The sequence below is a fragment of the Gordonia sp. CPCC 205333 genome (assembly GCF_048537885.1).
Taxonomy (GTDB): domain Bacteria; phylum Actinomycetota; class Actinomycetes; order Mycobacteriales; family Mycobacteriaceae; genus Gordonia.
The window spans coordinates 338,622-363,234 of the sequence record NZ_JBCLVI010000005.1; the positions used below are offsets into that span (position 1 = coordinate 338,622).

Annotated in this window: 26 protein-coding genes and 1 tRNA gene; 8 read left to right on the top strand and 19 right to left on the bottom strand. The window is 62.0% G+C overall.

Annotated elements, in window-relative coordinates; genetic code table 11:
• Nucleotides 1-40 precede the first annotated feature (40 nt).
• A tRNA-Ile gene (locus AAFP29_RS19395) sits at nucleotides 41-114 on the top strand.
• 18 nt (nucleotides 115-132) lie between these two features.
• Here the strand turns inward: AAFP29_RS19395 and dctA are convergent.
• A complete protein-coding gene (dctA, locus tag AAFP29_RS19400) occupies nucleotides 133-1,524 on the bottom strand; it encodes a C4-dicarboxylate transporter DctA (RefSeq protein WP_419219042.1) in 1,392 nt (463 codons plus the stop codon).
• A 123-nt stretch (nucleotides 1,525-1,647) separates the two neighbouring features.
• On the opposite strand from dctA, the gene AAFP29_RS19405 reads away from it, so the two are divergent.
• The gene (locus AAFP29_RS19405; protein ID WP_419219043.1) at nucleotides 1,648-2,187 is read left to right on the top strand and encodes a hypothetical protein; all 540 of its coding nucleotides are present in this window, start codon (nucleotides 1,648-1,650) and stop codon (nucleotides 2,185-2,187) included.
• Nucleotides 2,188-2,795: 608 nt separating this feature from the next.
• Nucleotides 2,796-3,359: a hypothetical protein gene (locus AAFP29_RS19410; RefSeq protein WP_419219044.1), complete on the top strand. Its 564-nt coding sequence runs from the start codon at nucleotides 2,796-2,798 to the stop codon at nucleotides 3,357-3,359.
• A 35-nt stretch (nucleotides 3,360-3,394) separates the two neighbouring features.
• Here AAFP29_RS19410 and dnaG read toward each other — a convergent pair whose 3' ends face one another.
• The 4 genes from dnaG to AAFP29_RS19430 form a co-directional block, all read right to left on the bottom strand.
• Nucleotides 3,395-5,308, bottom strand: coding sequence for a DNA primase (gene dnaG / locus AAFP29_RS19415; protein WP_419219045.1), 1,914 nt, complete (start codon nucleotides 5,306-5,308; stop codon nucleotides 3,395-3,397).
• Nucleotides 5,309-5,449: 141 nt separating this feature from the next.
• On the bottom strand, nucleotides 5,450-6,745 hold the full coding sequence (locus AAFP29_RS19420) for a deoxyguanosinetriphosphate triphosphohydrolase (RefSeq protein ID WP_419219046.1): 1,296 nt from the start codon (nucleotides 6,743-6,745) through the stop codon (nucleotides 5,450-5,452).
• Nucleotides 6,738-7,253 (bottom strand): cold-shock protein, encoded by a 516-nt coding sequence (locus AAFP29_RS19425; RefSeq protein WP_419219047.1) that lies wholly within the window; start codon nucleotides 7,251-7,253, stop codon nucleotides 6,738-6,740. Before AAFP29_RS19425 ends, AAFP29_RS19420 begins: the two co-directional genes overlap by 8 nt.
• A gap of 133 nt (nucleotides 7,254-7,386) precedes the next feature.
• A complete protein-coding gene (locus AAFP29_RS19430) occupies nucleotides 7,387-8,778 on the bottom strand; it encodes a glycine--tRNA ligase (RefSeq protein ID WP_419219048.1) in 1,392 nt (463 codons plus the stop codon).
• A gap of 252 nt (nucleotides 8,779-9,030) precedes the next feature.
• Between AAFP29_RS19430 and AAFP29_RS19435 the strand changes: the two genes are divergently transcribed.
• Genes AAFP29_RS19435 through AAFP29_RS19450 form a run of 4 tightly spaced genes read left to right on the top strand, consistent with a single transcriptional unit; the run spans nucleotide 9,031 to nucleotide 10,783 of the window.
• Complete coding sequence (locus AAFP29_RS19435; protein ID WP_419219049.1) at nucleotides 9,031-9,477, top strand: winged helix-turn-helix transcriptional regulator; 447 nt, start codon at nucleotides 9,031-9,033, stop codon at nucleotides 9,475-9,477.
• 25 nt (nucleotides 9,478-9,502) lie between these two features.
• The gene (locus tag AAFP29_RS19440; protein WP_419219050.1) at nucleotides 9,503-9,970 is read left to right on the top strand and encodes a MaoC/PaaZ C-terminal domain-containing protein; all 468 of its coding nucleotides are present in this window, start codon (nucleotides 9,503-9,505) and stop codon (nucleotides 9,968-9,970) included.
• Between the two features lie 41 nt (nucleotides 9,971-10,011).
• Entirely contained in the window at nucleotides 10,012-10,386 is a 375-nt protein-coding gene (locus AAFP29_RS19445; protein WP_419219051.1) for an ArsR/SmtB family transcription factor, read from the top strand.
• Nucleotides 10,379-10,783, top strand: a complete 405-nt coding sequence (locus AAFP29_RS19450; protein ID WP_419219052.1) for a Fur family transcriptional regulator — start codon at nucleotides 10,379-10,381, stop codon at nucleotides 10,781-10,783. Before AAFP29_RS19445 ends, AAFP29_RS19450 begins: the two co-directional genes overlap by 8 nt.
• 13 nt (nucleotides 10,784-10,796) lie before the next feature.
• Here the strand turns inward: AAFP29_RS19450 and AAFP29_RS19455 are convergent, their stop codons facing one another.
• From AAFP29_RS19455 to hrcA, 13 genes are all read right to left on the bottom strand, one after another.
• Nucleotides 10,797-11,195 carry a hypothetical protein gene (locus tag AAFP29_RS19455; protein WP_419219053.1) on the bottom strand — a complete coding sequence of 133 codons (399 nt, stop codon included), beginning with the start codon at nucleotides 11,193-11,195 and terminating at the stop codon, nucleotides 10,797-10,799.
• The gene (locus AAFP29_RS19460) at nucleotides 11,192-11,998 is read right to left on the bottom strand and encodes an isoprenyl transferase (protein WP_419219054.1); all 807 of its coding nucleotides are present in this window, start codon (nucleotides 11,996-11,998) and stop codon (nucleotides 11,192-11,194) included. The genes AAFP29_RS19455 and AAFP29_RS19460 overlap by 4 nt, the downstream gene beginning before the upstream one ends.
• An 11-nt stretch (nucleotides 11,999-12,009) precedes the next feature.
• Nucleotides 12,010-12,789, bottom strand: coding sequence for a DNA repair protein RecO (gene recO / locus AAFP29_RS19465; RefSeq protein ID WP_419219055.1), 780 nt, complete (start codon nucleotides 12,787-12,789; stop codon nucleotides 12,010-12,012).
• 61 nt (nucleotides 12,790-12,850) lie between these two features.
• Nucleotides 12,851-14,272, bottom strand: coding sequence for a YhgE/Pip domain-containing protein (locus AAFP29_RS19470; protein ID WP_419219056.1), 1,422 nt, complete (start codon nucleotides 14,270-14,272; stop codon nucleotides 12,851-12,853).
• Nucleotides 14,272-15,198 (bottom strand): GTPase Era, encoded by a 927-nt coding sequence (gene era / locus AAFP29_RS19475; protein WP_419219057.1) that lies wholly within the window; start codon nucleotides 15,196-15,198, stop codon nucleotides 14,272-14,274. Before era ends, AAFP29_RS19470 begins: the two co-directional genes overlap by 1 nt.
• Nucleotides 15,195-15,545: a cytidine deaminase gene (locus AAFP29_RS19480; RefSeq protein WP_419219058.1), complete on the bottom strand. Its 351-nt coding sequence runs from the start codon at nucleotides 15,543-15,545 to the stop codon at nucleotides 15,195-15,197. Before AAFP29_RS19480 ends, era begins: the two co-directional genes overlap by 4 nt.
• The gene (locus AAFP29_RS19485; RefSeq protein ID WP_419219059.1) at nucleotides 15,542-16,885 is read right to left on the bottom strand and encodes a hemolysin family protein; all 1,344 of its coding nucleotides are present in this window, start codon (nucleotides 16,883-16,885) and stop codon (nucleotides 15,542-15,544) included. Before AAFP29_RS19485 ends, AAFP29_RS19480 begins: the two co-directional genes overlap by 4 nt.
• A gap of 6 nt (nucleotides 16,886-16,891) precedes the next feature.
• The gene (gene ybeY, locus AAFP29_RS19490; protein WP_419219060.1) at nucleotides 16,892-17,431 is read right to left on the bottom strand and encodes an rRNA maturation RNase YbeY; all 540 of its coding nucleotides are present in this window, start codon (nucleotides 17,429-17,431) and stop codon (nucleotides 16,892-16,894) included.
• Nucleotides 17,428-18,534: a PhoH family protein gene (locus AAFP29_RS19495; RefSeq protein ID WP_419219061.1), complete on the bottom strand. Its 1,107-nt coding sequence runs from the start codon at nucleotides 18,532-18,534 to the stop codon at nucleotides 17,428-17,430. The genes ybeY and AAFP29_RS19495 overlap by 4 nt, the downstream gene beginning before the upstream one ends.
• 50 nt (nucleotides 18,535-18,584) lie before the next feature.
• Nucleotides 18,585-19,355, bottom strand: coding sequence for an alpha/beta hydrolase family protein (locus AAFP29_RS19500; RefSeq protein ID WP_419219062.1), 771 nt, complete (start codon nucleotides 19,353-19,355; stop codon nucleotides 18,585-18,587).
• A gap of 25 nt (nucleotides 19,356-19,380) precedes the next feature.
• On the bottom strand, nucleotides 19,381-20,172 hold the full coding sequence (locus tag AAFP29_RS19505) for a 16S rRNA (uracil(1498)-N(3))-methyltransferase (RefSeq protein WP_419219063.1): 792 nt from the start codon (nucleotides 20,170-20,172) through the stop codon (nucleotides 19,381-19,383).
• 14 nt (nucleotides 20,173-20,186) lie between these two features.
• Entirely contained in the window at nucleotides 20,187-21,353 is a 1,167-nt protein-coding gene (gene dnaJ / locus AAFP29_RS19510; protein ID WP_419219064.1) for a molecular chaperone DnaJ, read from the bottom strand.
• A 40-nt stretch (nucleotides 21,354-21,393) separates the two neighbouring features.
• Nucleotides 21,394-22,428 carry a heat-inducible transcriptional repressor HrcA gene (gene hrcA / locus AAFP29_RS19515; protein WP_419219065.1) on the bottom strand — a complete coding sequence of 345 codons (1,035 nt, stop codon included), beginning with the start codon at nucleotides 22,426-22,428 and terminating at the stop codon, nucleotides 21,394-21,396.
• 128 nt (nucleotides 22,429-22,556) lie between these two features.
• Here hrcA and AAFP29_RS19520 point away from each other — a divergent pair, with 128 nt between their 5' ends.
• Nucleotides 22,557-22,991 (top strand): type II toxin-antitoxin system VapB family antitoxin, encoded by a 435-nt coding sequence (locus AAFP29_RS19520; RefSeq protein ID WP_419219066.1) that lies wholly within the window; start codon nucleotides 22,557-22,559, stop codon nucleotides 22,989-22,991.
• 10 nt (nucleotides 22,992-23,001) lie between these two features.
• On the opposite strand, the gene hemW is transcribed toward AAFP29_RS19520, so the two are convergent.
• On the bottom strand, nucleotides 23,002-24,198 hold the full coding sequence (gene hemW, locus AAFP29_RS19525; RefSeq protein WP_419219411.1) for a radical SAM family heme chaperone HemW: 1,197 nt from the start codon (nucleotides 24,196-24,198) through the stop codon (nucleotides 23,002-23,004).
• Between the last annotated feature and the right edge of the window lie 415 nt (nucleotides 24,199-24,613).

Sequence of the window (24,613 nt, forward strand, 5' to 3'; positions counted from 1 at the left end):
GTCAACACAGGTAGACTTCTCGCTCGGGCATTGTGCCCACGGGGCGGTAGCTCAGTCGGTTAGAGCCGCGGACTCATAATCCGCTGGTCGTGGGTTCGAGCCCCACCCGCCCCACTCTTCATCGAGACCCCCTCAAACCTTGGTCCCCGCCTGCTCGGCGGCGACCTCTTCCTCGCCGGTCAACGGATCGGTATCAGTCAGCGGTTCAACCGGTTCTCCGGCAAGTACCTTGCGCATACGTTCCTTGTCGAGTTGACCTTCCCAATTGGCGACAACGAACGTCGCCACACAGTTGCCCAGCAAGTTCACCGACACCCGCATCGAATCCATGATGCGGTCCGCGCCAAGCAGCAGCGCGACCGCGGCAACCGGAATACTGCCGTGACCGATTGCCGACACCGTCGCCGACAACGCCAAGAACGACGATCCGGGCACGCCCGCCATCCCCTTCGACGTCAACATCAACACCAACACCGCGGTGATCTGCTCACCGAAACTCAAATCCACTCCGAGTGCCTGCGCGAGGAACAGAATGCAGATGGATAGGTATAGCGTCGCGCCATCTAAGTTGAAGGAGTACCCGGTAGGAACAACCAAACCTGTTGTGGTGCGGGAACATCCGGCATTGGACAGCTTCGTCATGATTCGGGGAAGAACAACCTCGGTCGATGCGGTGCCCAATGCGACGAACAGTTCATCCTTGATGTAGACGATGAATTTCCACAGGTTGACACCCGCGAAGATCCGAACGATCACTGAGAGCACCAAGATGAACAGGACTGCCGCCAGGTAACAGCACGCGATCAACTTCCCGTAACTGGCCAGCGACGACAGACCGTATTCGCCGACGATATATGCCATCGCGCCGAACGCGCCGAGTGGCGCGAGCTTCATGATCCACCCGATGACGGTGAAGAAGATGTGGCTCAGCTGATCGATCGTCTCCAACACAATCGGCGGGCCCTTCTCCCCCACCTTGGCCAGTCCCAGACCGAATAGCACCGCGAAGAAGAGCACCTGCAGGAGTTCATTTTCGGCGAAGGCCGAAAGCGCCGACGTTGGAATGATATTCAGCAGAAAGTCGACGGTATGCGGAAGTTCCCCGTCATTGGTCTTGTCCGCCACGGCCTTCGCGCCGGTCGCTAGTGTCTCCGGGTTGATGTCAAAACCATTGCCCGGCTTGACGATATTGCCAATCACAAGTCCGAAGAGCAACGCGAAGGTGGTCACGGCTTCGAAGTAGATCAGTGCCTTGACGCCGATCCGACCAACCGACCGCATGTCACCGACATGCGCGATGCCAAGCACCACTGTGCAGAAGATGATCGGGGCGATCAGCATCTTGATCAGCTTGATGAAACCGTCTGCCAGTGGCTTCAAGTCGGAACCCAGGTCCGGCCACACGGCACCGACCACGATGCCTGCGACGATCGCGGCCAGTAGCCAGGTGAACATCGACTTATACCAGGGCGTGCGGGCCTTGCCTGCCGTAACAGCAGGTGGATCAGCAATTGTTGCGGTCATCTGCTGAGTTTCAGATTCGCTTTCGCCGGATTGCATGCGGCGAGGTTACGAGGAAGTAAAAGAATCGCACAGACACCAGAGATTAGATTTCCGATCTCGAACATCCAGTTATAGACTCTCAAGATGACCAAACGCGGGGGTGCGCAGCTAGCTGCGGCGGCACTTGCGTTCACGCTCATTCTGATCAGTTCGCTTCTCGTCATCGGCCGTCCGACAACGGGACAGCCGTATGCCAATCAAGCTGCCGCGCTGCGTTCTTGGCTCGATCAGGCGAGTGAAAGAGACAAAATGGAAGCGCCTTTCACCGCCTCGGTCACCAGCACCCTAAGCGGGCGCGACGAAGTCGTCATCACCTTGCCAATAGAGATCTCCAAACCATCGGTACAAGTCGCCATCCGTGTCGCGTGCTTTTCTACGGTGGCCAAGTCGAATCTCATGGCCCAAAAAGAGACCTTCTTCGCGACACTCAACGGCACCGACTTCGGTGCGGGGTCATGCTCATCGATGCCGGACGGGCCATCCCCAATCAAAGATTCGTCGTGGATTGGGATCAGTCTTGAAACGATGCCGTATCCCGTCGGGCTCAGGAATTTCACCTTCCGGGTCGTTTTGCCAGGGCGAGGGTTGCTAGCAGCATCCGCGACTATCCGCTACATCGCATGAGCCGAGCCCGTCGCAATCCGAAAGCGACCCTGTCCGAACTCAGCACGCGCGCCGGTGTACGACTGGGCGCGGTTGTTTTAGTCTTTAGCCTCCTTCTGGTCGGCTTCATCGTCGTAGTCGGGCGCCCGACTGCCGGGCAGACGTATGCGAACAAGACTGACGCATTGGTTTCCCTTCTCGAGCGCGCAATTGACAAGCATCGAAAACTCGACGCACCACTAACTTTTTCTAATACCGCTACGCGCACCGGGACCGGCGGTCTGCGGCTTCAACAATCGATTAAACTACGGCCCGGCCCATCCGGTTCGTTGTCGCGGTTTCTTGCTACGACCCGCCACGACCGAGCGATGCTCCGCGCGTCCAATCATTCTTTACGCTTACCCTCGACAGAACCCTCCTTGGCGGTGGAATGTGTTCCGATTTCCCCCAAAGTCCTTCGCGCATCAGCCAACCCGGCTGGTACACAATGAAAAAGCCGATGGAGAACCTTCCGGTTGGTCCGAGGACCTTCTCGTTCCGAGTGACGTTGTCGCGCGGAGGATTAGCAGCAGCGACAGTTCTGCTCCAGTATGTCGGCTAAACAACGAAGCCACGCGTGGGCTGACCCCGTGGCAAAGCTCCGAAGCGCAACAGCATCGCCGCGCTTCGCGGAGAAACTATTAGCAATAACTACCACGATGATCGTCGTTATCCTGGTCGTTTCTATACTCGACGTCGGCCGTCCGACAGCCGGGCAACCATATGCGAATCAAACTGACGTACTCGTCTCCTGGTTGGACAGCGCGGACAACAGCGATAAGGTTAACGCTCCGTTCACCGTCGCTGACGTAACTACTCGGACCGGCCGCAACAACCTGGTTGTTAGTCGGACGGTCAACCTCGCTGCCCCGCCAGTCGAGGTTCTGGTAGCTATTGCATGCTTCTCCCCACGCAACCATGCTCATGTCCAGTACGAGCCCTCCTTCAAGCTATTTCTCGATGAAGTCAACTTTGCCGGGGGACTATGTGCGAAGCCGCCCGTGGGGCCATCACCGATCAAGGACCGCATGGTGATTACAACGGGACGTGCAACGACGAACTACCCAACCGGCCAGCGAACGTTCACAGCCCGAATCATGCTGCCCCGCGGCGGCCTGATCGCCGCATCGTTGATCATTCGTCATGTCGCTTGATCGGTTATCCCCAAGACAACTCCCGCCCCGAACCCCTAGCCGGCTTCCCCACCAGATTCGACGACCTGCTCCAGCAGGCTCCGCCGATATGCCTCCAATGCGACCAAATCTCCGAAGACCGCGTTGTAAGCGTCGGAATCCTCGGCGGGTGACATGCGCCGTAACCGTGACTTGATATCGGCGATCTGTGCGCCGACCCACACCTCTTGCAGCCGCGCCAGTACCGACCCGATGTAGCGCGGAATCGCGTTCTCCGACATCGGGATCGGCTCGACGGCGAGTTCAGTGACCAACGGTCCTACCACCGGGTCGTCCACTCCGTGGATTACCGCCCCGACCCATTCCGCACCGCCCATCCCCGACGATGTCCCGCCCAATTCAGTCATCGTGGTGCGAATCTTGGCATACGCGGGCTCGGTGAAACATTCCACCGGCAGTGAGTCGAAGACAGTGCCAGCGATCGCCGGATATTGCAGCGCGGACTTCAGCGCCTCACGCTGAGGCCATAGCCGCGGATCACTGGCCAACGGCTTCGCAGTCGGCGGCGCCGACGACGCCTCGGGCCGTCCGCGTCGGAGATTGGTGACCTTGGTAGGCGGCTTGCCGCGGCGCTTCGCATTGCGGGATGCCTCTTCGCGTACCCGCGAGAGTACTTGCGGCACATCCTCCCAGCCGACCCAGCCGGCCAATTGGCGTGCGTATTCGTCACGCAATGCCACGTCTTTGATACGCGCAACGACGGGCACCGCGTCGCGCAGTGCATGCACCCGACCTTCGGCGGTGTCGAGATCATGATTGGCATTAAGCGCCTTGATTGCGAACTCGAACATCGGGATGCGGCGCGCGATCAGGTCACGCACGGCGACTTCGCCGTCCCGTTGACGCAGTTCGCAGGGGTCCATGCCCTCCGGCGCGATCGCCACGAATGTTTGGCCCGCGATCGACTGTTCACCGTCAAAAGCCTTGAGCGCTGCGGCTTGTCCGGCGTCGTCGCCGTCGAAGGTGTAGATGACCTCACCGCGGAAATAGGAGTCGTCCATCATCAATCGTCGAATTAACGCGAGGTGGTCTTCACCGAATGCGGTGCCGCAGCTGGCGACCGCGGTGGTGACACCTGATAGGTGCATCGCCATGACGTCGGTGTAGCCCTCGACGATCACCACTTGATGCCCCTTGGCGATGTTGCGTTTTGCGTGGTCGAGACCGAACAGCACCTGAGACTTCTTGTACAGCATGGTCTCTGGCGTATTCATATACTTGCCGAGGTTGTCGTCGTCAAAGAGTTTGCGTGCACCGAACCCGATGACATCGCCACCGAGATTGCGGATCGGCCAGAGCAGGCGGCGGTGGAATCGGTCAATCGGGCCTTTGCGACCCTGCTTGGACAGCCCGGCGGCTTCCAACTCGGCGAACTCAAAGCCTTGGGAGAGAAGGGCTTTCGTCATCGTGTCCCACCCGTCGGGTGCATATCCGCACCCGAACTGGACAGCAGCCGCACTGTCGAAGTTGCGTTCCTTGAGGTACTCGCGCGCAGTCTGGGCGGCCGGGGTCAACAGTTGTTCGGCGTAGTACTTCTGTGCGGCGGCATTGGCCGCGACAAGTCGAGCGCGCGTTCCGCGGTCGCGCTGAACGCTGGTACCGCCGCCCTCGTAGTTGATTCGGTAGCCGATGCGGTCGGCCAACTGCTCGACGGCCTCGACGAAACTGATGTGTTCCTGTTTCTGGAGGAACGAGTAGACGTCGCCGCCCTCGCCACAACCGAAACAGTGGAAATGGCCGTGATTTGGGCGAACGTGAAATGACGGCGACTTCTCGTCGTGAAATGGGCAAAGCCCCTTCAGACTGTCCGCACCCGCGCGTCGAAGTGCCACGTAGTCGCCGACGATATCCTCGATCTGCGTCTGCTCACGGATCGCCGTGATGTCGCGATCGGGGATTCGGCCTGGCACGTAGGACAGTCTAGTTGCTACCGCGGCGGGCTTGGTGGTCGCGCCCGGACCCGCCCGCAAACCCGACTCTCGCGGACGGACCCGACCCACGTTCGTGGTCGGGCCCGTCCGGACGAGTCGGGTTTGCGAGGGGCTTGCTGGCTAGCCCAGGTGTGCCTGGGCACCCGAGTTCTGCTTATCGGTCCGCTCCAGCCGACCCTCGGTCATCGACGCGATCTGGTCGACGATCACCCGCATCCGAGCCGCGTCGTCGGCTGCCGCATGCCAGGCCGGGACGAAGAGCGGATCCAGCCCGCCCGGCGCGGCGGCCGCCAGCCAGGTGGCCACGCGATGAATCCGCTCGCGCTGCCGATCCTGATGCGTCCGATGTCGCTGATTGGAGAAGATGAATCGCAACGCAACCGTTTTGAGCACCGCCACCTCGGCGGCGACCAGTGGCGGCACCGACAGATCCGCATCATATCGCGAAATCGGTTGGTCGCCAACAACTTCGCGTGTACCGGAGATCGCAGCATTGGCGAATCGGCCAATCAACTCCGACGTCAGCCGCTTCAAAGCCACCGACGACGCCAGGGTGCCGTCGAATTCACCAAGGGCCGCAACGAGTTCCATTCGCGAGAGCCGCTGCGCCGCATCGACGAGGGTGTCCGCGTCAAGCCCTTTGAAATACGTCACACCCAATTCGGCGAGGGCCAGCTGATCAGATCGGTCACCGAGCGACCGCAGGTCAATGCGCCCCGAGATAATGCCGTCCTCCACATCGTGCACCGAGTACGCGACGTCGTCTGACCAATCCATCACCTGGGATTCAACACACTGTCGCAAGTTCCCGGCGCCACCGCCCGCCGATCGAATCCACTGGAGCACAGACGAATCATCTTCGTACGCACCGAATTTCGATCCAGGTGCCCCTCTCGGCCACGGATACTTCAGCGTCGCGTCCAACGAGGCCCTGGTCAGGTTGAGTCCGACGCTGGCTCCATCATCGGACAGGATTTTGGGCTCCAGGCGCGTCAGTATCCGCAGATTCTGCGCGTTACCCTCGAAGCCGCCGTATTCCGACGCCACCTCTTCGAGCGCCCGCTCACCGTTATGGCCATAGGGCGGGTGGCCGATATCGTGAGCCAGCCCCGCCAGTTCAACCAGGTCCGGATCACAGCCTAAGCCGACCGCTATTCCACGCCCGATCTGCCCGACCTCTAGCGAATGCGTCAGTCGAGTTCGCGGCGTGTCTCCTTCTCGCGGTCCGACGACCTGCGTTTTATCCGCCAACCGTCGCAGAGCGGCACAGTGCAGCACCCGGGCCCGGTCACGAGCGAAATCATTCCGATGATCGTTGCGCGCTCCGGGCACACCAGCGGTCTTGGGTCCTTCGGACACCACTCGCTCCAGCGACGCCGCTTCGTACGCGGCAGACGACGGCCAAGAACTAGTCAAGCACCCAGCCCCGGCCGACCGCGAAGTCGGTGACGCGCTGTCGGATCTCGATGATCTGACCGGCAGTCAAGTCGTCGGACGAGTCCAGCAAAAGCTCGGTGATCTCTTCGGTGAACGAGGCGGCGTCGAGCGCACCGGCTCCGCCACGCGGCCGTCGGCCACGGTCACCACGATCTCCTCGGTCGCCGCGATCCCCACGATCCCCGCGATCACGATCTCGGCCATGCTCTCGGCCGCCCCGATCATGCGACTCGCGGCGGTGCGCTCGGTCACCGGCGGCATCATCGCTACCAGCAGGTGCCTCTTCGGTCACCGAGACGTTGATGGCCTTGGATCCACGGTCGGTGTCTTCGACGTCGAAGTCGACGACTGCACCGGGCTTCAGCAGGTTCTCATCGATGTCGATGTCGTTGATATGCAAGAAGACATCGGCTCCGCCGGTCTCCGGCGCCAAGAATCCGAACCCTCGATTGCTGTCGTAATGAACGACTTTTCCACTGACAGACACGTACCCATTCCCATCCGGCCGGCGCATTTCCTCGAGCCCCTTGCCCGGGATGCGTCACACACCTTGTCCATCATGACAGAAATCGGGCTGGCACAACGAAAGTTGTCCCAGCCCGAACTCGTGATTCCTGCGACTACGCCCCGACCAACTGAGCACCCAGATAGCTCACGACCTTGTCCAGGGCGACACGTTCCTGGGTCATCGTGTCGCGCTCACGGATCGTGACGGCCTGATCGTCGAGGGTGTCGAAGTCAACGGTCACACAGAACGGTGTGCCGATCTCGTCCTGACGGCGATAGCGCTTACCGATACCTTGGGCGTCGTCGAATTCGACATTCCAGTGTTTACGCAATTCCGCTGCGAGGTCCTTGGCCTTCGGCGAAAGCTTCTCGTTACGGGAGAGTGGGAGCACCGCGACCTTGATCGGCGCCAACCGCCGGTCGAGCCGCAACACCGTGCGAGTGTCGGTGCCGCCCTTGGCATTCGGCACTTCTTCTTCGATATATGCGTCGCACAGGAACGCCATCAGCGAACGAGTCAGGCCGGCAGCAGGCTCGATGACATACGGCGTGTACCGCTCACCCGACGCCTGGTCGAAGAACGATAGGTCCTCGCCTGACGCCTTACTGTGCGTCGACAAGTCGTAGTCGGTCCGGTTCGCGACACCTTCCAGCTCACCCCACGGATTGCCGGCGAAACCGAATTTGTACTCGACGTCGACGGTGCTCTTCGAGTAGTGCGAGAGCTTTTCTTTGGGGTGGTCGTAGAGTCGCAGGTTCTCCGGATCGATACCGAGGTCGGTGTACCAGTTAAACCGCTGCTCGATCCAGTACTTCTGCCATTCCTCGTCCTCGCCCGGCTTGACGAAGAATTCCATTTCCATCTGCTCGAACTCGCGCGTCCGGAAGATGAAGTTGCCGGGGGTGATCTCGTTGCGGAAACTCTTGCCGATCTGCGCAATGCCGAACGGCGGCTTCTTGCGCGCGGTCGTCATCACATTTTTGAAGTTGATGAAGATGCCCTGCGCGGTCTCCGGGCGAAGATAGTGCAGGCCGGCCTCGTCATCGACTGGGCCGAGGAAAGTCTTCATCAGACCGCTGAACGCTTTGGGTTCGGTCCAGTTGCCGGGCTGGCCGGTCTCGGGATCGTTGATATCAGCCAGGCCATTCTCCGGCGGATGACCGTGCTTAGCCTCATACGCCTCGATGAGATGGTCTGCGCGATAACGCTTATGGGTGTGCAGCGACTCAACCAACGGGTCGCTGAATACCTCGACGTGACCTGACGCCTCCCAGACCGGTCGCGGCAGGATGACCGAACTGTCCAAGCCGACGACGTCGTCGCGCGAGGTCACCATCGAGCGCCACCACTGCCGCTTGATGTTCTCCTTCAGTTCCACGCCGAGGGGACCGTAATCCCAGGCCGAGCGGGTGCCGCCGTAGATCTCACCGCATGGGAACACCAAACCTCGACGCTTGGCGAGGTTGACGATTGCATCGACACGGTTTGACGGTGAGCTGGCCACGGGTGTTTGCACTCCACTTGATCGACTTGGGCTGGAACCCTTACAGCCTAACCGGGGGCCACGCCGGCCCGATCATCGGTGGACGGCCACCCCGGCAGGTGAAATGTCATCCCCCTGAGTGTGGTCGAAGGGCATATTGCCCTTCGACCATGTCCACGGGGCTGAGAATTCACGTTCACAGTTGAACCAGCCGACTGCCCGGTCAGTCACTTTTATTGACTCAGCAGGTAGCCGATCGATAACCTCACTCCCATGCGCCATGACAGCCTCGCCGACAAGAACTGCGCTGTCGCCCGCACCTGGTCGATCATCGGCGAGCGATGGACGATGCTGATCCTGCGCGAATTCTTTCGCGGCGAGCATCGCTTCGATCCCATCGCACGCAAACTCGGCCTCGGCCGCAGCGTCCTCACCGATCGTTTGCGGATGCTCGTCGACGAGGGAATTCTCGAACGTCGGCACTACGACTCGGTCCCCGACCGCCTCGACTATCACCTCACCAACAAAGGCGAAGACCTCTATACATTGCTGGTCGCCGTCATCGAATGGGGAGACAAATGGGTCGTCGATGAACCGCCGGTCACCCTGACCCACAAAAAATGCGGTCACCAACCGCATTTGTCGCTGCACTGCGAGCACTGCGAGACGGAGCTGACCCGCCGCGATATCCACGCCGAATTCGCGCCGGACGCTTGGTAGTTCACGCACCCACCGAAGGAGTCACATGTCCGCACCAGTTCCAACTCGCCCACACGGCCTATGGCTCGACGATCTCTCAGTTGGCCACACCATCACCTCGGGCACCGTCGAACTCAACGCCGCGGCGATCGTCGAATTCGCCAGCCAGTACGACCCCCAGCCATTCCACCTCGACGCCGACGCCGCACGAGGCACATTCTTCGACGGCGTCGTCGCGAGCGGATGGCATACGGCCGCATTGACGATGCGACTGCTCGCCGATGCCTTTCCACTCGCGACCGGCATCGTCGGCGCTGGAGTCGACCTGACCTGGCCGAGTGCCGCCGTCGCCGGTGACGTCCTCCACCTGGAGGGCGCCATCGAGACGATCACGTTCTCGCGATCGCGCCCCGATCGCGCCACCGTCGTCCTGTCACATCAGACGCTCAACCAACATGGCCAGACCCGACAGAAGACCTCGGCGCGGCTGCTCGCGTGGAAACGGCCCGACTGATCACACATTTGAAAATGTTTTCCATTAATATGGGAAGTGTTATGAGTGAAACCCACATTGATCCCCTCGGCACCGACGCGATCGACCCCGGTCCGCTGGGACACACCACACCGCCGATACCCACCGACGCGGACTCGCTGGCCGCTGCCGGAGATCTCCTCCGCGCGCTCGCCGCGCCTGCTCGGATCGCGATCGTGCTGTCCCTTCAGCAGCAGGGGAAATGTGTCCACGAACTGGTCGGCGAACTCGGCTTCTCACAGCCCCTGGTTAGCCAGCACCTACGGGTTCTGAAGGACGCGGGCGTGGTCCACGGCCACCGCCATGGTCGAGAGATCATGTACGAATTAGTCGACGACCACCTCGCGCATATCGTCAACGACGCCGTTCTGCACGCCACTGAACGCGATCATGACTGAGACTCCCGTTACCGGCGTCCGCTCGACCAAGCAACGGGCCGCGCTGGCCGAGGTTTTGAGCAAGACCGACGACTTCCTGTCCGCTCAGGAACTCCACGAGCATCTCAAAGCCCGCGGTGAATCCATCGGCCTGACCACGGTGTATCGAAATCTGCAGGCGTTGACCAAAGCAGGCGAGATCGACGCGCTTTGGGATGGCTCTGGTGAGACTCGCTACCGGCACTGCTCGACGGGTCACCATCACCATCTCGTATGTCGCCGCTGCGGGACCACCGTGGAAATCCAGGCCGAACCAGTGGAACTGTGGGCCGAAAAGGTCGCCGCAAGTTACGGTTTCAGCGATATCAATCACACGGTCGAAGTTTTCGGCCTATGCGGCGGGTGTCAGAAAGACTAAACGGCAGCCCGCACTACTGCGCTGGCAACTCGGTCCGAGTGTCGACGCCAGCTGACAGCACCATATGCAGGACCGTCAGCAACGGCAGGTTGGCCAGTTCGCCCAGCGGAAATGTGTACGACAACAGCACATCCACCGCGTCACCGTCAGCGCTCGACCTTCGCAGTGAACCGAAACTCAAACCGGCACTTCGTGATTCGACGACGTCGCGAAGTTCATCGGTATTCGCCAATCCGGACGCCACCAGCTGCGTCAGCGCGACGACCTCTAAGCCGTCACCAAGGTCGAGCACCCGCACCGATGCCCGCGTACCGCCGAACTCGATCATCGCTGCGTCGTCGACAGTGGTCACCGCGCCAAGATCGGCGATCAGATTTGTGATCCGCGCGAGCGCGGTTTCTGGCGCACTCATTGCGCTCCTCCGAATCGACGGTCCCGTTTCGCGTATTCCAGACAGGCGTCCCAGAGGTCACGTCGGTCGAAGTCGGGAAATAGCTTCTCCTGATACACCATCTCGGCGTATGCCGACTGCCATAGCAGGAAATTCGAGATGCGCTGCTCGCCGGAGGGACGTAGAAACAGATCAACGTCGGGCATGTCGGGTTCATCGAGATATTTCGCGAACGACGCCTCGGTGATTCGTTCGGGATCTATCTCGCCGCGCGCGGCCCGACGTGCGATTTCCTTTGCGGCGTCAGCTATTTCGGCACGGCCACCGTAGTTGACGCACATCGTCAGCGTCATCACGGTGTTGTCCTTGGTTAGCTCCTCGGCGATCTCGAGTTCGCGGATTACACTGCGCCACAACCGAGGTCGGCGACCGGCCCAGCGTACGCGCACCCCCATCTCGTTCATCTCATCGCGCCGACGCCGAATCACGTCACGGTTGAATCCCATCAGGAATTTCACTTCGTCGGGACTGCGTGACCAGTTCTCGGTGGAGAACGCGTATGCCGATAGCCAGCCGACGCCCAACTCAATGCAGCCGCACACACTGTCCATCAGCACGGCCTCGCCACGCTTGTGTCCCTCGGTGCGGGGCAACCCCCGCTCGGTGGCCCAACGACCGTTCCCATCCATCACCAGCGCGATATGTTTGGGCACGAATTGAGCCGGAATACTCGGCGGGGTTGCCCCGGACGGATGGGGGTCCGGCGGGCGAATCACCCGAGGCGATCGCGCGTCCTCGGCTCGACGCAAACCGCGACGCACCATGTGATCTCTCCTCACCCGGCGTCGCGCGATTGCGCGCCGGTCTCGCTGAGCCTATGAGGTGCTGCGCGCTCGATCAGCGGCAGTGTGCGCAGTTGCCTCTCCAGATGCCATTGCAGATGCGCGGCGACCAGTCCACTGGCCTGACGGCGCATCGATTCGCTTGCGTCGACGGTGTGCTCCCACTGTCCGCGGAACATCGCATCCATCAAATCGAGAACACCGGGTGACGGCGATGCCGACCCGGCCGGGCGGCAATACACACAGACCGCACCACCGGCGGCAACGTGAAACGCGCGATGCGGGCCAGGCTGAGCACATCGGGCACAGTGTTCGAGCGACGGCATCCAGCCCGAAGCATGCATGGCCCGCAGCAGGTAGGCGTCGAGTACTTGCTGACGGGGTCGCTCCCCCGCGGCGAGCGCACGCAATGCACCTACGGTTAGGCGCTGCAGTGCCATAACCGGCGCTCGCTCCTCGCCGGCCAGCCGCTCTGCCGTCTCCAGCACCGCACAGGCGGTGGTGTACCGGCCATAGTCGGCGACGATGTCAGCGGCGAAACTGTCCAGGCTGTGGACCTGGGTAATGACGTCGAGATTCCGGCCGGGATAAAGGTGCACATCGATATGGGCAAACGGTTCGAGGCGCGCGCCGAACTTCGACCGGGTGCGTCGAACACCCTTGGCGACCGCGCGAACCAGGCCATGCTCACGAGTCAGCAAAGTGATGATCCGGTCGGCTTCGCCAAGCTTGTGCTGACGCAACACGACAGCCTCGTCCTGGTAGAACCTCACCCGGTCATTCTTTCACCGGTATAGGACAGGAATCGCCGCGACATACCGCATGACGCGCGGTTCACTCGGTGAGTTTCGCCAACCTCGGTGGCAACGCGATCTGATCCGGCAGTCGATGCCAGTCGCGACGGTCGTACCACTTGGTGACCAGCACGCCGAGCAACAGGCCGACAATCAGCCCGACGATGCAGACGACGATCGATTCACCGAATCCTGCTCCGAAGTCGGCGTCGAAGTAGAGGATCGCCCGCACCCCGACGTAGACCTGATGCATCGGCTCCACTTTGGCGAGCCATTCGAAGATCCGGGGGCTCGCTTCCAGCGGCACCGTGCCGCCCGACGACGGCAATCCGAGAATCACGAAGAAGACCAGGTTCAGGATCAGCCCCAGGTTGCCGAATGCGGCCATCATCGCGCTCGCCGTGATACCAACGGCCGTGATGGCTAGTACCGAGAACAGCCATAGGACAAAGGAATTGGGCAACGACGTCCCCACCGCCGCGCATACCGCGAGATAGAGCGCGGACTGCAGCGCCGCGATGATGAGCATGATCGTCCATTTAGCGGCCAAGGTGCCCCACCGGGAGATCGGCAATCGCTTGCGCAACAGGAATAGGGGCCCGAACTCCACCGGCAACTGACCGAGTGTGCCGTCAACGATCACCGAGACCATCATCGCGCCGGTGAACCCGGCCAGAATCAGCAATAGCGTGAAATAGAACGCGGACAGACCGTTCGCTGAGCCGTCGGGTAGCGGCGCGGGTTCGGTTACCGCGACATCAACAGGCGCCGACAAGGCGAGTTGCGCGGCACCAGAGAAGTCCAGATTATTCGCGGCGAGTTGCTGACGGACGGTGGCGGTCATCTGCTTACCGAATTCCGCGTTGACCTGTGTGCCGACCCGCTCGGCGAATATCGTGGTGATCGAGGACGCGAATGTCCCCGATCCCCGGTTGATATATACCTCGATCTTTGGCTGTTCAGGCTTGATCTGAATCAGTGGGGCCGCCGAGCGACCCATGTTGATCGCGACATTCGTGAAATTGGGGCCGAGATACACCACTCCATAGGCCTTGCCCGAGTTGAGATCTCGCAAAGCTGTGGTGCGATCGGTCTCGGTCAGCACAATCCCTGACTTCGCCGCCGTCGGCACCATCGATTTGACGATCTGGTCACCGAAATTCTGCTTCGGCTGACCTTCCGCCGTTGATCCACCGACATCTTCGTTGACGAGTGCTATCGGAAAGTTGTGCAGATTTTTCGTCGGGTTGACCACCGCGCCCATGTACATCGCGGCCATCAGACACATCAGTCCGACGACCGCGGCGACCGGCGCGAGCCAGAACTTCGGGTGACCTACGACGTCGGCGATCGCCCGCCGGGCCTGCTCTTCGTCGACGCCGTCCTCAACGTGCGCTCGGGTCACCGTGGACGACTGGTCCGACAACAGCCCATCGTTCTCCGGCTTCTCGTGCGACCCCACTAGAAACCCATTCGACGCAGTTGTTTGGGATCGCGCTGCCAGTCCTTGGCAACCTTGACCCGGATATCGAGGAACACCTTGGTACCCAACAGGGCTTCGATCTGACCACGAGCAACGGTACCGACATGTTTAAGTCGAGAACCCTTGTGCCCGATCACGATTCCCTTCTGAGAATCACGCTCCACATACAAAATGGCGTGCACGTCGACCATCGGCGCCTGATCCTCGCGGCGGTCTTCGCGCGGAATCACCTCGTCGATGGTGACGGCGAGCGAATGCGGCAACTCATCTCGGACACCTTCGAGAGCAGCTTCGCGAATGAATTCCGCCATCAGAACCTGTTCGGGTTCGTCGGTGAGTTCGCCGTCGGGATAGAACGCGGGACCGGGCGCCATCAGTCCCACCAGCACGTCGGCCAGCACACCAAGTTGCTCGCCCGACTTGGCCGACACCGGCACCACTTCGGATTCGGGTCCGAGAAGTTTGGACAATGCCAGTAATTGCTTGGCCACCGAGGCCGGCGCAACCTTGTCAATCTTGGTCAGCACTCCGATCACCGTCGTCGACGGCGCCATCGTGCGTACCTGTTCGACGATCCATCGGTCACCGGGGCCGATAGCTTCGTCGGCTGGGATGCAGACACCGATCACGTCGACTTCTGAGTAGGTATCGCGGACCAGATCGTTGAGTCGTTGTCCCAGCAGGGTCCGCGGTCGATGCAGGCCCGGAGTATCGACCAGGATCAGTTGCGCGTCAGGGCGATTGACGATACCGCGAATCGTATGGCGAGTGGTTTGCGGTCGATTGGAGGTGATCGCGATCTTCTCGCCGACGAGTGCGTTGGTCAGCGTCGACTTACCCGTGTTGGGCCGACCGACAAAACAGACGAAGCCGGAACGGAATTCAGGGGCAGCGGTGTCAGTCATGCGGATCCTTCTCCGCCGGCGATCAGCCGGCCTGCGGTGTCGGTGACAAAAACGGCTGCGCCGGTGGAGATTTCGCGAAGCGTGGTAAGACCCGGATCATCCGCTGTTCCACCAACCAGGACGGCGGCCTCGAATCCCGGTGCACCGCTGGACAATGCGGTGGCCACCGCGACCTGTAAGGCGGTAAGCGTCAGTGATTGGGTGGCGACCCGCGCTCCGGCATAGGTCCGACCATCGGCGTCCCGGACTGCCGCTCCACTCGACCCTCCCGACCGGGCCAGCGCGCCACGTGCCAGGACCACCAACTTGCGGTCCTCATCACCCAATTCATCAACCGGCACGGTCACATCACCTCTCGTCGATCAGCATGTCGCTCGTCGTGCGCGTGGTCGCGAGCGGTGTGAACAGTATCGGACTCGGACTCGTTCACGCGTTTTACGACGACGGTGGTGATTCGCTGGCGTCCCTGACGGTTCGGGCCTCCCTCGGCGACGAGGTGAAGGCCGTCGTAATCGACACTGGCGCCGGGCAATGGCACACGTCCGAGCACCAAAGCCACCAGTCCGCCGACCGTTTCCACCTCATCGTCATCGATCTCGATATCGTCGAATAATTCGCCGAGATCCTCGACGGGGAGTCGAGCCGACACGCGATAACTGCCGTCACCGAGATCTTCGACGGGAGCCGTCTCGTCCCGATCGTATTCGTCGGTGATCTCACCGACGATCTCCTCGAGTACGTCTTCGATGGTGACCAAGCCCGCGATGCCGCCGTATTCATCGACGAGCAGCGCCATGTGATTGCGGGTGCGCTGCATATCGCCGAGCACCCTGTCGAGCGGTTTGGAGTCCGGGATGAATTGCGCCGGCTTCATCAACTCGGATACCGTGATCGTTTGGGACGACCCCGACAATGCCCGCGTCACAAGGTCTTTCAAGTAGACAACGCCGACGATGTCGTCGGGATTCTCGCCGATCACCGGCAGGCGGGAGTGACCGGAGCGGATCGCGAGATTGGCCGCCTGAGTCGCCGTCTTATCCGCTTCGATCCACACCATCTCCGGCCGCGGCACCATCACCTCGCGGGCGTTGGCATCGCCGAGATCGAAGACCGACTGGATCATCCGGCGTTCATCGGCATCGACGACACCGCGCGCCTCGGCCAGGTCGACGATTTCACGCACTTCGACCTCAGTTGCGAACGGCCCGTTGCGATATCCCTTACCCGGCGTGATCGCGTTACCGACCAAGATGAGCAGCCGGGTGACCGGAGTCAACAAGCGGCCGACGAGTTGGAGTACTACCGCGCAGCTCACGCCGATCGAGTAGGCATGCTGGCGCCCGAGAGTGCGCGGCCCGACGCCGACCACCACGTAGGACACCACCGCCATCGCCGCGATGGCGACCAGGACCCCCCATCGGGTACCCAATAGGTCGACCGCAGCAACCGACGCGAAAACCGTTGCTGCCGTTTCACATACGACACGCAGGAATACCGCAAGGCTGACGTAGGTCGCCCGGTTGTCGAGGACCTCCAGCAGATGTCCAGCACCCGCGCGCCCCTCTTTGCGAAGATCGGAGACCCGCGCCTGCGAGACCGTGGCGAGGGCGGCGTCGATGGCCGCGAAAATGCCGCTGATCGGGGTCAGCGCGACAGCGGCGACGATGAATAACACACTCGACGACAAGCCGGATCAGTCTCTCTCGTCGAATCCGATGTTGCGCAACAACTTCGAATCGCGATCGGACTGACGTTGTTGAACATCGCGGCGACGGCGGTCGTCATACCACTGCGACAGCAGGTCGTTCTGCAAGCCGAACATCTCGCGTTCCTCGTCGGGTTCGGCATGGTCGTACCCGAGCAGATGCAAGACCCCGTGCACGGTAAGCACCGCCAACTCGTGTTCAAACGAGTGCTTGGCTTCCTTCGCTTGTGCCGCAGCGAATTCCGGGCACAACACGATGTCGCCGAGGGTCGCGGGCCCCGGGTCGGGAGCGTCAGGACGCCCCCCGCCGGGGGTGAGCTCGTCCATCGGGAAACTCATCACGTCGGTCGGTCCGGGCAGGTCCATCCACTTCATATGCAGATCGGCCATCGTGTCGAGGTCGACGAAGATCACCGACAATTCGGCACCGGGATGGACGTCCATCGCACCGATGGCGAATTTGGCGGCGTCCAGTACCAGGTCGATCGGCACGTCCACGCCTGACTCGTTGGACAGTTCGATACTCATGAACTCCTCGGACCTCCCGCTCGCCGGGTAGCGCGATTGCCGCGCAGCGGCCCCGAATTCGATACGCGCGCAGACTCTTCCGCACGGCCGTAGGCGTCGACGATGTCGGCGACAAGGCGATGACGGACGACGTCGGCGCTAGTGAGCCGAGAAAAGTGAATGTCGTCGATACCTTCGAGAATCCGCGCCGCGGCATTCAATCCGCTTTCGGCGCCGCCCGGCAGGTCGACCTGCGTAACGTCGCCGGTGACCACGATTTTGGCACCGAAGCCGAGGCGGGTGAGGAACATCTTCATCTGCTCGCCGGTGGTGTTCTGAGCTTCGTCGAGAATGATGAAGGCGTCATTGAGGGTCCGGCCGCGCATATACGCGAGCGGCGCGACTTCGATCACTCCGGCGGCCATCAACTTCGGGATCGACTCCGGATCCATCATGTCGTGCAGCGCGTCGTACAGCGGACGCAGATACGGGTCGATCTTCTCGCTCAGCGTGCCGGGCAGAAAGCCAAGGCGCTCACCGGCTTCCACCGCCGGCCGGGTCAGGATAATCCGAGTGACCTGCTTGGACTGAAGTGCCGCAACGGCTTTCGCCATCGCCAAGTAGGTCTTGCCAGTACCGGCCGGCCCCAACCCGAAGACGATCGTGTGTTTGTCGATGGCGTCGACATACTTCTTCTGATTGAGTGTCTTGGGCCGAATCGTCTTGCCGCGCCGGGAAATGATGTCGAGGCTGAGCACATCGGCCGGCGATTCGCCGGACCCCTCGGTCAGCATCGACACACTGTTGCGCACCACATCCGGCGTAAGGGGCGTACCCCGCCTAATGAGGCTCAATAGTTCGTCAAGAACTCGCTCGGACGCCGCGACGTCAGCTGGCACACCGGTCAGCGTGACTTTGTTGCCGCGCACGTGAATATCGGCGGGCAGCAGCTCCTCGAGGGTGCGCAGATTGATATCGCTTGTGCCAAGTAGCCCGAAGACCGCTTCCGGCGCGACTTCGACTGAAGAATTGACGCTTGGGGAATTGACGGTCGGGGTATTCGCCGTTGACGAATCGCGCGGCGACGAGTCGTCGACTTGGTCAAAACTGGGGCCGTCACTCACGTATGACATCACTCCTGGGGTATGTGGCTGTTATCCAGTGTAAACGGTGCTTACAAACCCAATAATCGGACAGTACGGCGAGCGCAGGCGCTGCCCGGATGAATGAATGCCTCGTGACGCTCACCATCGACGACGATCAACTGCGCGGATTGGCCCCGTGCGGTGACGGTGTCGACATAGTGCCTGCTCGACCCGACCGGCACCATCTCGTCGTCGCCCGCATGTATCGCGATGATGTGGGCGGCACAAACCGGCTGGCAGGCCGGCGATGCTTCGCGATACCGCTGCGGCGCGACGTCGTAGGAGACCCCCATCAGTTTGCGCACCGACCCACGCTCATGTCCGCCGGCGACAGTCAGATCCAGTGGCGCCGACTGCGCGATGACCGTTGTGATCGCCGCCCGCCCGGTCACCGCTCCGATCTCGGCGGTCGCCCAGACCGCGAGCATGCCGCCGGCCGAATGCCCAACCACCGATACCGAACCCCAGGCGACGCGTCGGCGCACGTCGTCGGGTAACGCCGCGGCGACCGGTCCGTCAAGCGCACGCAACGCGGCAACGACGTCGCGGCCGGTATTCGGCCAGCCACCGCCGGGATCGCCGACGCGTCGGTATTCGATATTCCACACGACGGCATCGCGCTCGGCGAGACTACGCGCGATAGCCGTCTCGATAGTGAGCGAGAACTCGGTTGACCAATAGCCGCCGTGAACAAGCACCACCAGCGGCACAGTCTGATAGTCCTCGGGCGTACACGCCGGCAGATATACGTGGCCGAACTGTGCCGGCGCATCGCCGTAGGCTACTTTTATCCGTCGCATAATCAGTCGAGGTCCGCGTGCGAACTCAGTTGCCCCGCGCAGGATCCCACCGGTCGGTGAGAGTTCCGATGCCGCCGAGCGCGACTGCCGCCGCGGTGGAGGTACGCAGCACCTCAGGTCCGAGCACGACCGTCGTCGCGCCCAATGCGGCGAAGTCGGCGATCTCCGAATCCGCAAGTCCCCCTTCGGGGCCCACGATCAGTACGATTTCCGTTGCCGCCGGACGCACCGCCCCGCGAAACGCGACTGCCCCGTCTTCATGCAGCGCGAGAACCTGCCCGCCGGCACTGATCGCGTCCGCACATCGCGCGCGCACGACGGTCGTCGTCGCCAAATCGGTAACCTCTGGAATCCACGGACGACGACTCTGCTTGGCGGCGGCGGCGGCGGTCGCTCGCCATTTGACGACGCCCCGCTCGGCCTTCTCCGGCCTCCCCCGATGGTCGGCTTTGCCGCCTGACCACTTCGCGACGCAGCGCGATGCCTGCCACGGGACGATCTCGTCGACACCGGCTTCGGTCACCAATTCGACGACGAGTTCAGAACGCTCCGATTTCGGCAGTGCCTGTACCAGGATCACCCGCGGCGTACGACGATCGGTAAAGCGATACGACAATGCGCGCACCACCAGGGCGTCTTTACCCGATGTCGCGGTCACCTCGCACAGCGCGGTGGCACCACGACCGTCGCCCAGGATGACCGGTTCGCCGGCCCGAAGTCGGGTGACCGTCACCGCGTGCCTGCCTTCGGAACCGCGCAGCGTCGTCTGAGCACCGGCGGACGGTACGTCGTCGATCCAGAACAGCGGTGGACTCATCGCACGACCCGTGACTACCGGCCGGCGAAGGCGTTACGCAGCCGGGAGAAGAGTCCGCCTCCCGCGCCGGATGACACCATCGACGCACTCACGAGCTCAACCTCGTCATCGATGGTCTGCTCCCGGAAACGTTTGAGGGTTTCGGTTGCCGCGGCGTCGAGTTTGGTCGGAACCACGACGTCGAGGTGGGCGTGCAGCGTGCCGCGTACGCCGGTGTTGAGATGCGGCATACCCTGCCCGCGCAATTGCACGACCTGACCAGGCTGGGTGCCAGCCGGGATAGTGACTGTTACCGGATCGTCAAAGATGGTGTTGATGGTGAGTTCCGAACCGAGTGCGGCGTCTGCGATCGGCACCTTGATGGTGCAATGCAGATCGTCTTCGTCGCGGATGAAGGTGTCGTGACGACGCTCCTTCACCTCGACGTACAGGTCACCGGCCGGACCACCGCCCGGACCGACCTCACCCTGTCCGGTCAGCCGGACCCGCATCCCGCCGGCAATGCCAGCCGGAATCTTCACGGTCATCGTGCGGCGGGACCGAACCCGACCATCACCGCCACATTTGTGGCAGGGGTCGGGGATTACTTCACCTACGCCCATACAGGTCGGACACTGGCGAACGGTCATCACCTGACCCAGAAATGATCGTTGCACGGCCTGAATCTCGCCCGCGCCCTTACAGGTGTCGCAGGTCCGTGGCTTGGATTTTCCGTTAGTGCCCTTGCCGGTACACACATCGCACAGGATCGCGGTATCGACGGTGATTTCCTTGTTGACCCCGGAGGCACATTCCTCGAGGTCGAGTTGCATCGTGACCAGCGCGGGTTCACCGGGCTGAACGCGACTGCGCGGACCGCGACCACCGCCGCCAAACCCACCGCTGAAACCGCCGCCTCCGCCCCCACCGAAAAACGCCTCGAAGACGTCGCCGAACCCACCGCCGCCGCCGAACCCACCAGACCCGGCACTCGACAACGGGTCACCACCGGCATCGACGATGCGACGCTTCTCGGGGTCGCTCAATACCTCGTAGGCGGTGCTGACCTCTTTGAACCGCTCCTCTTCGCTGGGATTCACATCAGGATGCAACTCCCGGGCGAGTTTGCGGTACGCACGTTTGATTTCTTGATCCGACGCGCCCTGGGCCACGCCCAGAACGCCGTAGTAATCCTTGGCCACAGACCTATTATTCCTCTGAGTTCACATACAGCTGGGGCGCTCAGCGCTCCGCGAGCACTTCACCGACATATTTGGCAACGGCTGCCACCGATGCGATTGTTCCCGGGTAGTCCATGCGTGTGGGTCCGACCACACCCACGCTCCCCAGAACTGTTCCTGACGCACCGTACCCGGTAGAGACCACCGAGGTGCCACGCAGGTTCTCGGTCTGGGTCTCCTCGCCGATCTGAACGGTCACCATTCCGCTGCGCTGCGTCGTCGCGAGCAGCTTCAGTACGACGACCTGTTCCTCAAGCGCTTCCAGGACGGTGTCCATCCCGCCGGCCTCGGGCGCGAAATCCGCCGCCGATCGCGCAAGATTTGATGTTCCGCCCAGCACGAGACGATCGTCGCCACGTTCGACAAGCGTCTCAACCAAAACGGTTGCCACCCGGATCACCACATCGCCGATGTCGTGCGGCGCGGTATTCGCCAGTTCGGCGACCGCGGCCGATGCCTCTTCGAGCCGCTTCCCGTGTAAGGCTGCGGCGAACATATCGCGCAGCGACGTCAATTCACTCTCGGTGATGTCGCGGGCAAGTGTGACCATCCGCTGCTCGACCCGTCCCGAATCGGTGATCACAACGGCCAGCAGCCGCGAGGGCGCTAACGAAACCAGCTCAAGGTGACGCACGGTCGCCAGCGACAGGACCGGATATTGGATGATCGCGACCTGGCGGGTGAGCTGGGCCAATAGTCGTACCGACCTGCGCAGGACATCATCGAGATCGACGCCGGAGTCCAGGACCGACAGAATCGCCCGACGCTCGGCCTTCGACAGCGGCTTGACCTCACTGATCCGATCCACGAACAGGCGATACCCCTTGTCGGTTGGTATCCGGCCCGAACTCGTGTGGGGTTGCGCGATGTAGCCTTCGGCTTCGAGTACGGCCATGTCGTTGCGGACCGTCGCACTCGACACACCAAGGTGGTGCCGATCGACGAGTGCCTTGGATCCGATGGGCTCCTGAGTGGAAACGTAATCGGTGACGATGGCACGCAGTACTTCGAATCTGCGGTCATCGGTACTCGACATGTGTCCTACCTCTCATACTGTGGTGACGTTCATCTATCTTAGGGCGTGGTGCACCACGGTCGTCGTAGCATATGTTCGCGGTGCGAGTCCGGGAGCGGCTCGCGGCGAATTCGAGAGGTATGCGGCTCATGATCTTCAAGGGAGTGCAGGACGGGCGACCGTATCCAGAGCACCGACTTTCCGGGCGCGCATGGGCAAAGATTCCTCCCCGACAGTTCCGGTTGGACCAATTGACCACGGTGACGTCGGTGCTGGCACTGGACAAATTGCTGAGCGAGGATTCCACCTTTTACGGCGATCTGTTCTCCCATATCGTCCGTTGGCAGGGTGAGCTTTACCTGGAAGACGGATTACATCGCGCCGTGCGCTCGGCATTGCGTAACCGGCACATCATCCACGCACGCATGCTTGATCTGGACATGATCGACCTGTCCAATGGCGCGCCGTCGATCGAAGACCAGGTCAACGGGTCCGAGATGCCCACGCCCGCACGACCTGTCGTCGGGGCCCAGCGCAATCCTCGCCCGGCTACCGGCGGTTGGACGTTGCCGCCCGCACGGTAGGTTGCCGGCCCTACTCCCCCGCCAGGATGTCGCGCACTACTGCGTCGGCTAGCAGCCGCCCGGCGTCGGTCAGCACAAAAGCGTGCCGCGCCTCGTGCAGCAATCCGTCACCGACGAATCGCCGAGCCCGAGCCAGTTCATCGACTTCGAGTTCACTCACCGAGAGCCCAGAACGTAAGCGCGCCAACAACATCACTCGTTCGGTGTGCGCATCGTCGGCAGCAAGGATCTCGTGATCATCGATCGGCAATACCCGGTCGGCGAGTGTCGCCGCATAGCGAGCCGGGTGTTTGCGATTCCACCAACGCACACCGTTCACATGTGAGTGTGCCCCCGGCCCGAGTCCCCACCAGTCGTAACTGTTCCAGTAGGCCAGGTTATGTCGGCACTCCGACGTCGGGTCGGGCGAATCCCCTTGCAGCCGAGCCCAATTCGACACTTCATACCAGCCGAGCCCCGCAGCCGAAAGCCGTTCGTCGATCAGTCGGTAGCGGTCGGCAAGCACATCGTCATCGGGGGCCGGTATCTCGCCCCGCCGCACCTTGCGCGCGAAGGCGGTGCCGTCTTCGACGATGAGCGCGTACGCCGACACATGGTCGATCGGGGTGGACAGCGCTGCGTCGAGACTGGCTTCCAGATCGGCGTCGGTTTCACCCGGCGTCCCGTAGATCAGGTCGAGGTTGATGTGTTCGAAGCCGGCCGCAGCAGCCTCGCGTGCGGCGTCGAGGGCTCGCCCAGGCGTATGCGTTCGCTCTAGCACGCGCAGCACCCGCTCCGACGCCGACTGCATACCCAGCGACACCCGAGTGAATCCACCCGCGCGCAACTCGTCGAAGAACGCCCCCGACGTCGATTCGGGATTGGATTCGGTCGTCACCTCCGCGTCGGCGGCCAGCGAGAATCGGCGCCGGACGGCGTCGAGCAGCCGCACCAGACCATCAGCTCCCAACAGCGACGGCGTGCCGCCACCAACGAAGATCGTCGACACTTCACGCTCAGGCGATAGTGCTGCCACCGCGAGATCCAGCTCACGCTCAACCGCCTCATGCCACGATGCCGGCGACGCGGCAGTACCGAGTTCACCCGCGGTGTAGGTATTGAAATCGCAGTATCCACAGCGTGTCGCGCAGAATGGCACGTGGATGTACAACCCGAACGGAATCTCGGCGTTCACGCTGGACAGCCGCTCAATCGCCGCTCCGCTCAGCCCGTCGCCACTATCAGCTGGCGCGGACAGAGACAGACCGGTCGGCTCGCTCACCGTCGATGCCGTACCGATTACTGCCACCCGACCATCATGCCGCGTGCCTGCGCCGACGCCGCCGAGTGGGCACCGGAACCCATTTACATCACGGTGAGGAAAAATATTCCCAAGTAGACGGCATCGCGGTACACATGGCACTATGGACGACGTGACTTCACCAGGAGTGTGGCTAGCCGAGCGTCGCCACATCGATCTCAAGCGCGTCTGCAGCGCAAACTGTCAGCTCTAGCTGACGTTTCCGGCGGTTTTCGCCGCCTCCTGGACTCCACTCCGCACTTTTGCGATTCAGCCCGAGAACGTCTCTCAAGCCAAGCACCCAGCCCGTGCGCATGGCCTTCTGCTGCCGTGGGCACACTCG

What these genes read in the sequence shown, in the direction of transcription:
- AAFP29_RS19500 (WP_419219062.1), bottom strand. Translation starts at nt 19,355, where the DNA reads ATGCGACGGATAAAAGTAGCCTACGGCGATGCGCCGGCACAGTTCGGC.
- hrcA (WP_419219065.1), bottom strand. Translation starts at nt 22,428, where the DNA reads ATGTCGAGTACCGATGACCGCAGATTCGAAGTACTGCGTGCCATCGTC.
- AAFP29_RS19405 (WP_419219043.1), top strand. Translation starts at nt 1,648, where the DNA reads ATGACCAAACGCGGGGGTGCGCAGCTAGCTGCGGCGGCACTTGCGTTC.
- AAFP29_RS19435 (WP_419219049.1), top strand. Translation starts at nt 9,031, where the DNA reads ATGCGCCATGACAGCCTCGCCGACAAGAACTGCGCTGTCGCCCGCACC.
- AAFP29_RS19455 (WP_419219053.1), bottom strand. Translation starts at nt 11,195, where the DNA reads ATGAGTGCGCCAGAAACCGCGCTCGCGCGGATCACAAATCTGATCGCC.
- AAFP29_RS19440 (WP_419219050.1), top strand. Translation starts at nt 9,503, where the DNA reads ATGTCCGCACCAGTTCCAACTCGCCCACACGGCCTATGGCTCGACGAT.
- ybeY (WP_419219060.1), bottom strand. Translation starts at nt 17,431, where the DNA reads ATGAGTATCGAACTGTCCAACGAGTCAGGCGTGGACGTGCCGATCGAC.
- AAFP29_RS19460 (WP_419219054.1), bottom strand. Translation starts at nt 11,998, where the DNA reads ATGGTGCGTCGCGGTTTGCGTCGAGCCGAGGACGCGCGATCGCCTCGG.
- AAFP29_RS19505 (WP_419219063.1), bottom strand. Translation starts at nt 20,172, where the DNA reads ATGAGTCCACCGCTGTTCTGGATCGACGACGTACCGTCCGCCGGTGCT.
- era (WP_419219057.1), bottom strand. Translation starts at nt 15,198, where the DNA reads ATGACTGACACCGCTGCCCCTGAATTCCGTTCCGGCTTCGTCTGTTTT.
- dctA (WP_419219042.1), bottom strand. Translation starts at nt 1,524, where the DNA reads ATGACCGCAACAATTGCTGATCCACCTGCTGTTACGGCAGGCAAGGCC.
- AAFP29_RS19450 (WP_419219052.1), top strand. Translation starts at nt 10,379, where the DNA reads ATGACTGAGACTCCCGTTACCGGCGTCCGCTCGACCAAGCAACGGGCC.
- AAFP29_RS19520 (WP_419219066.1), top strand. Translation starts at nt 22,557, where the DNA reads ATGATCTTCAAGGGAGTGCAGGACGGGCGACCGTATCCAGAGCACCGA.
- AAFP29_RS19445 (WP_419219051.1), top strand. Translation starts at nt 10,012, where the DNA reads ATGAGTGAAACCCACATTGATCCCCTCGGCACCGACGCGATCGACCCC.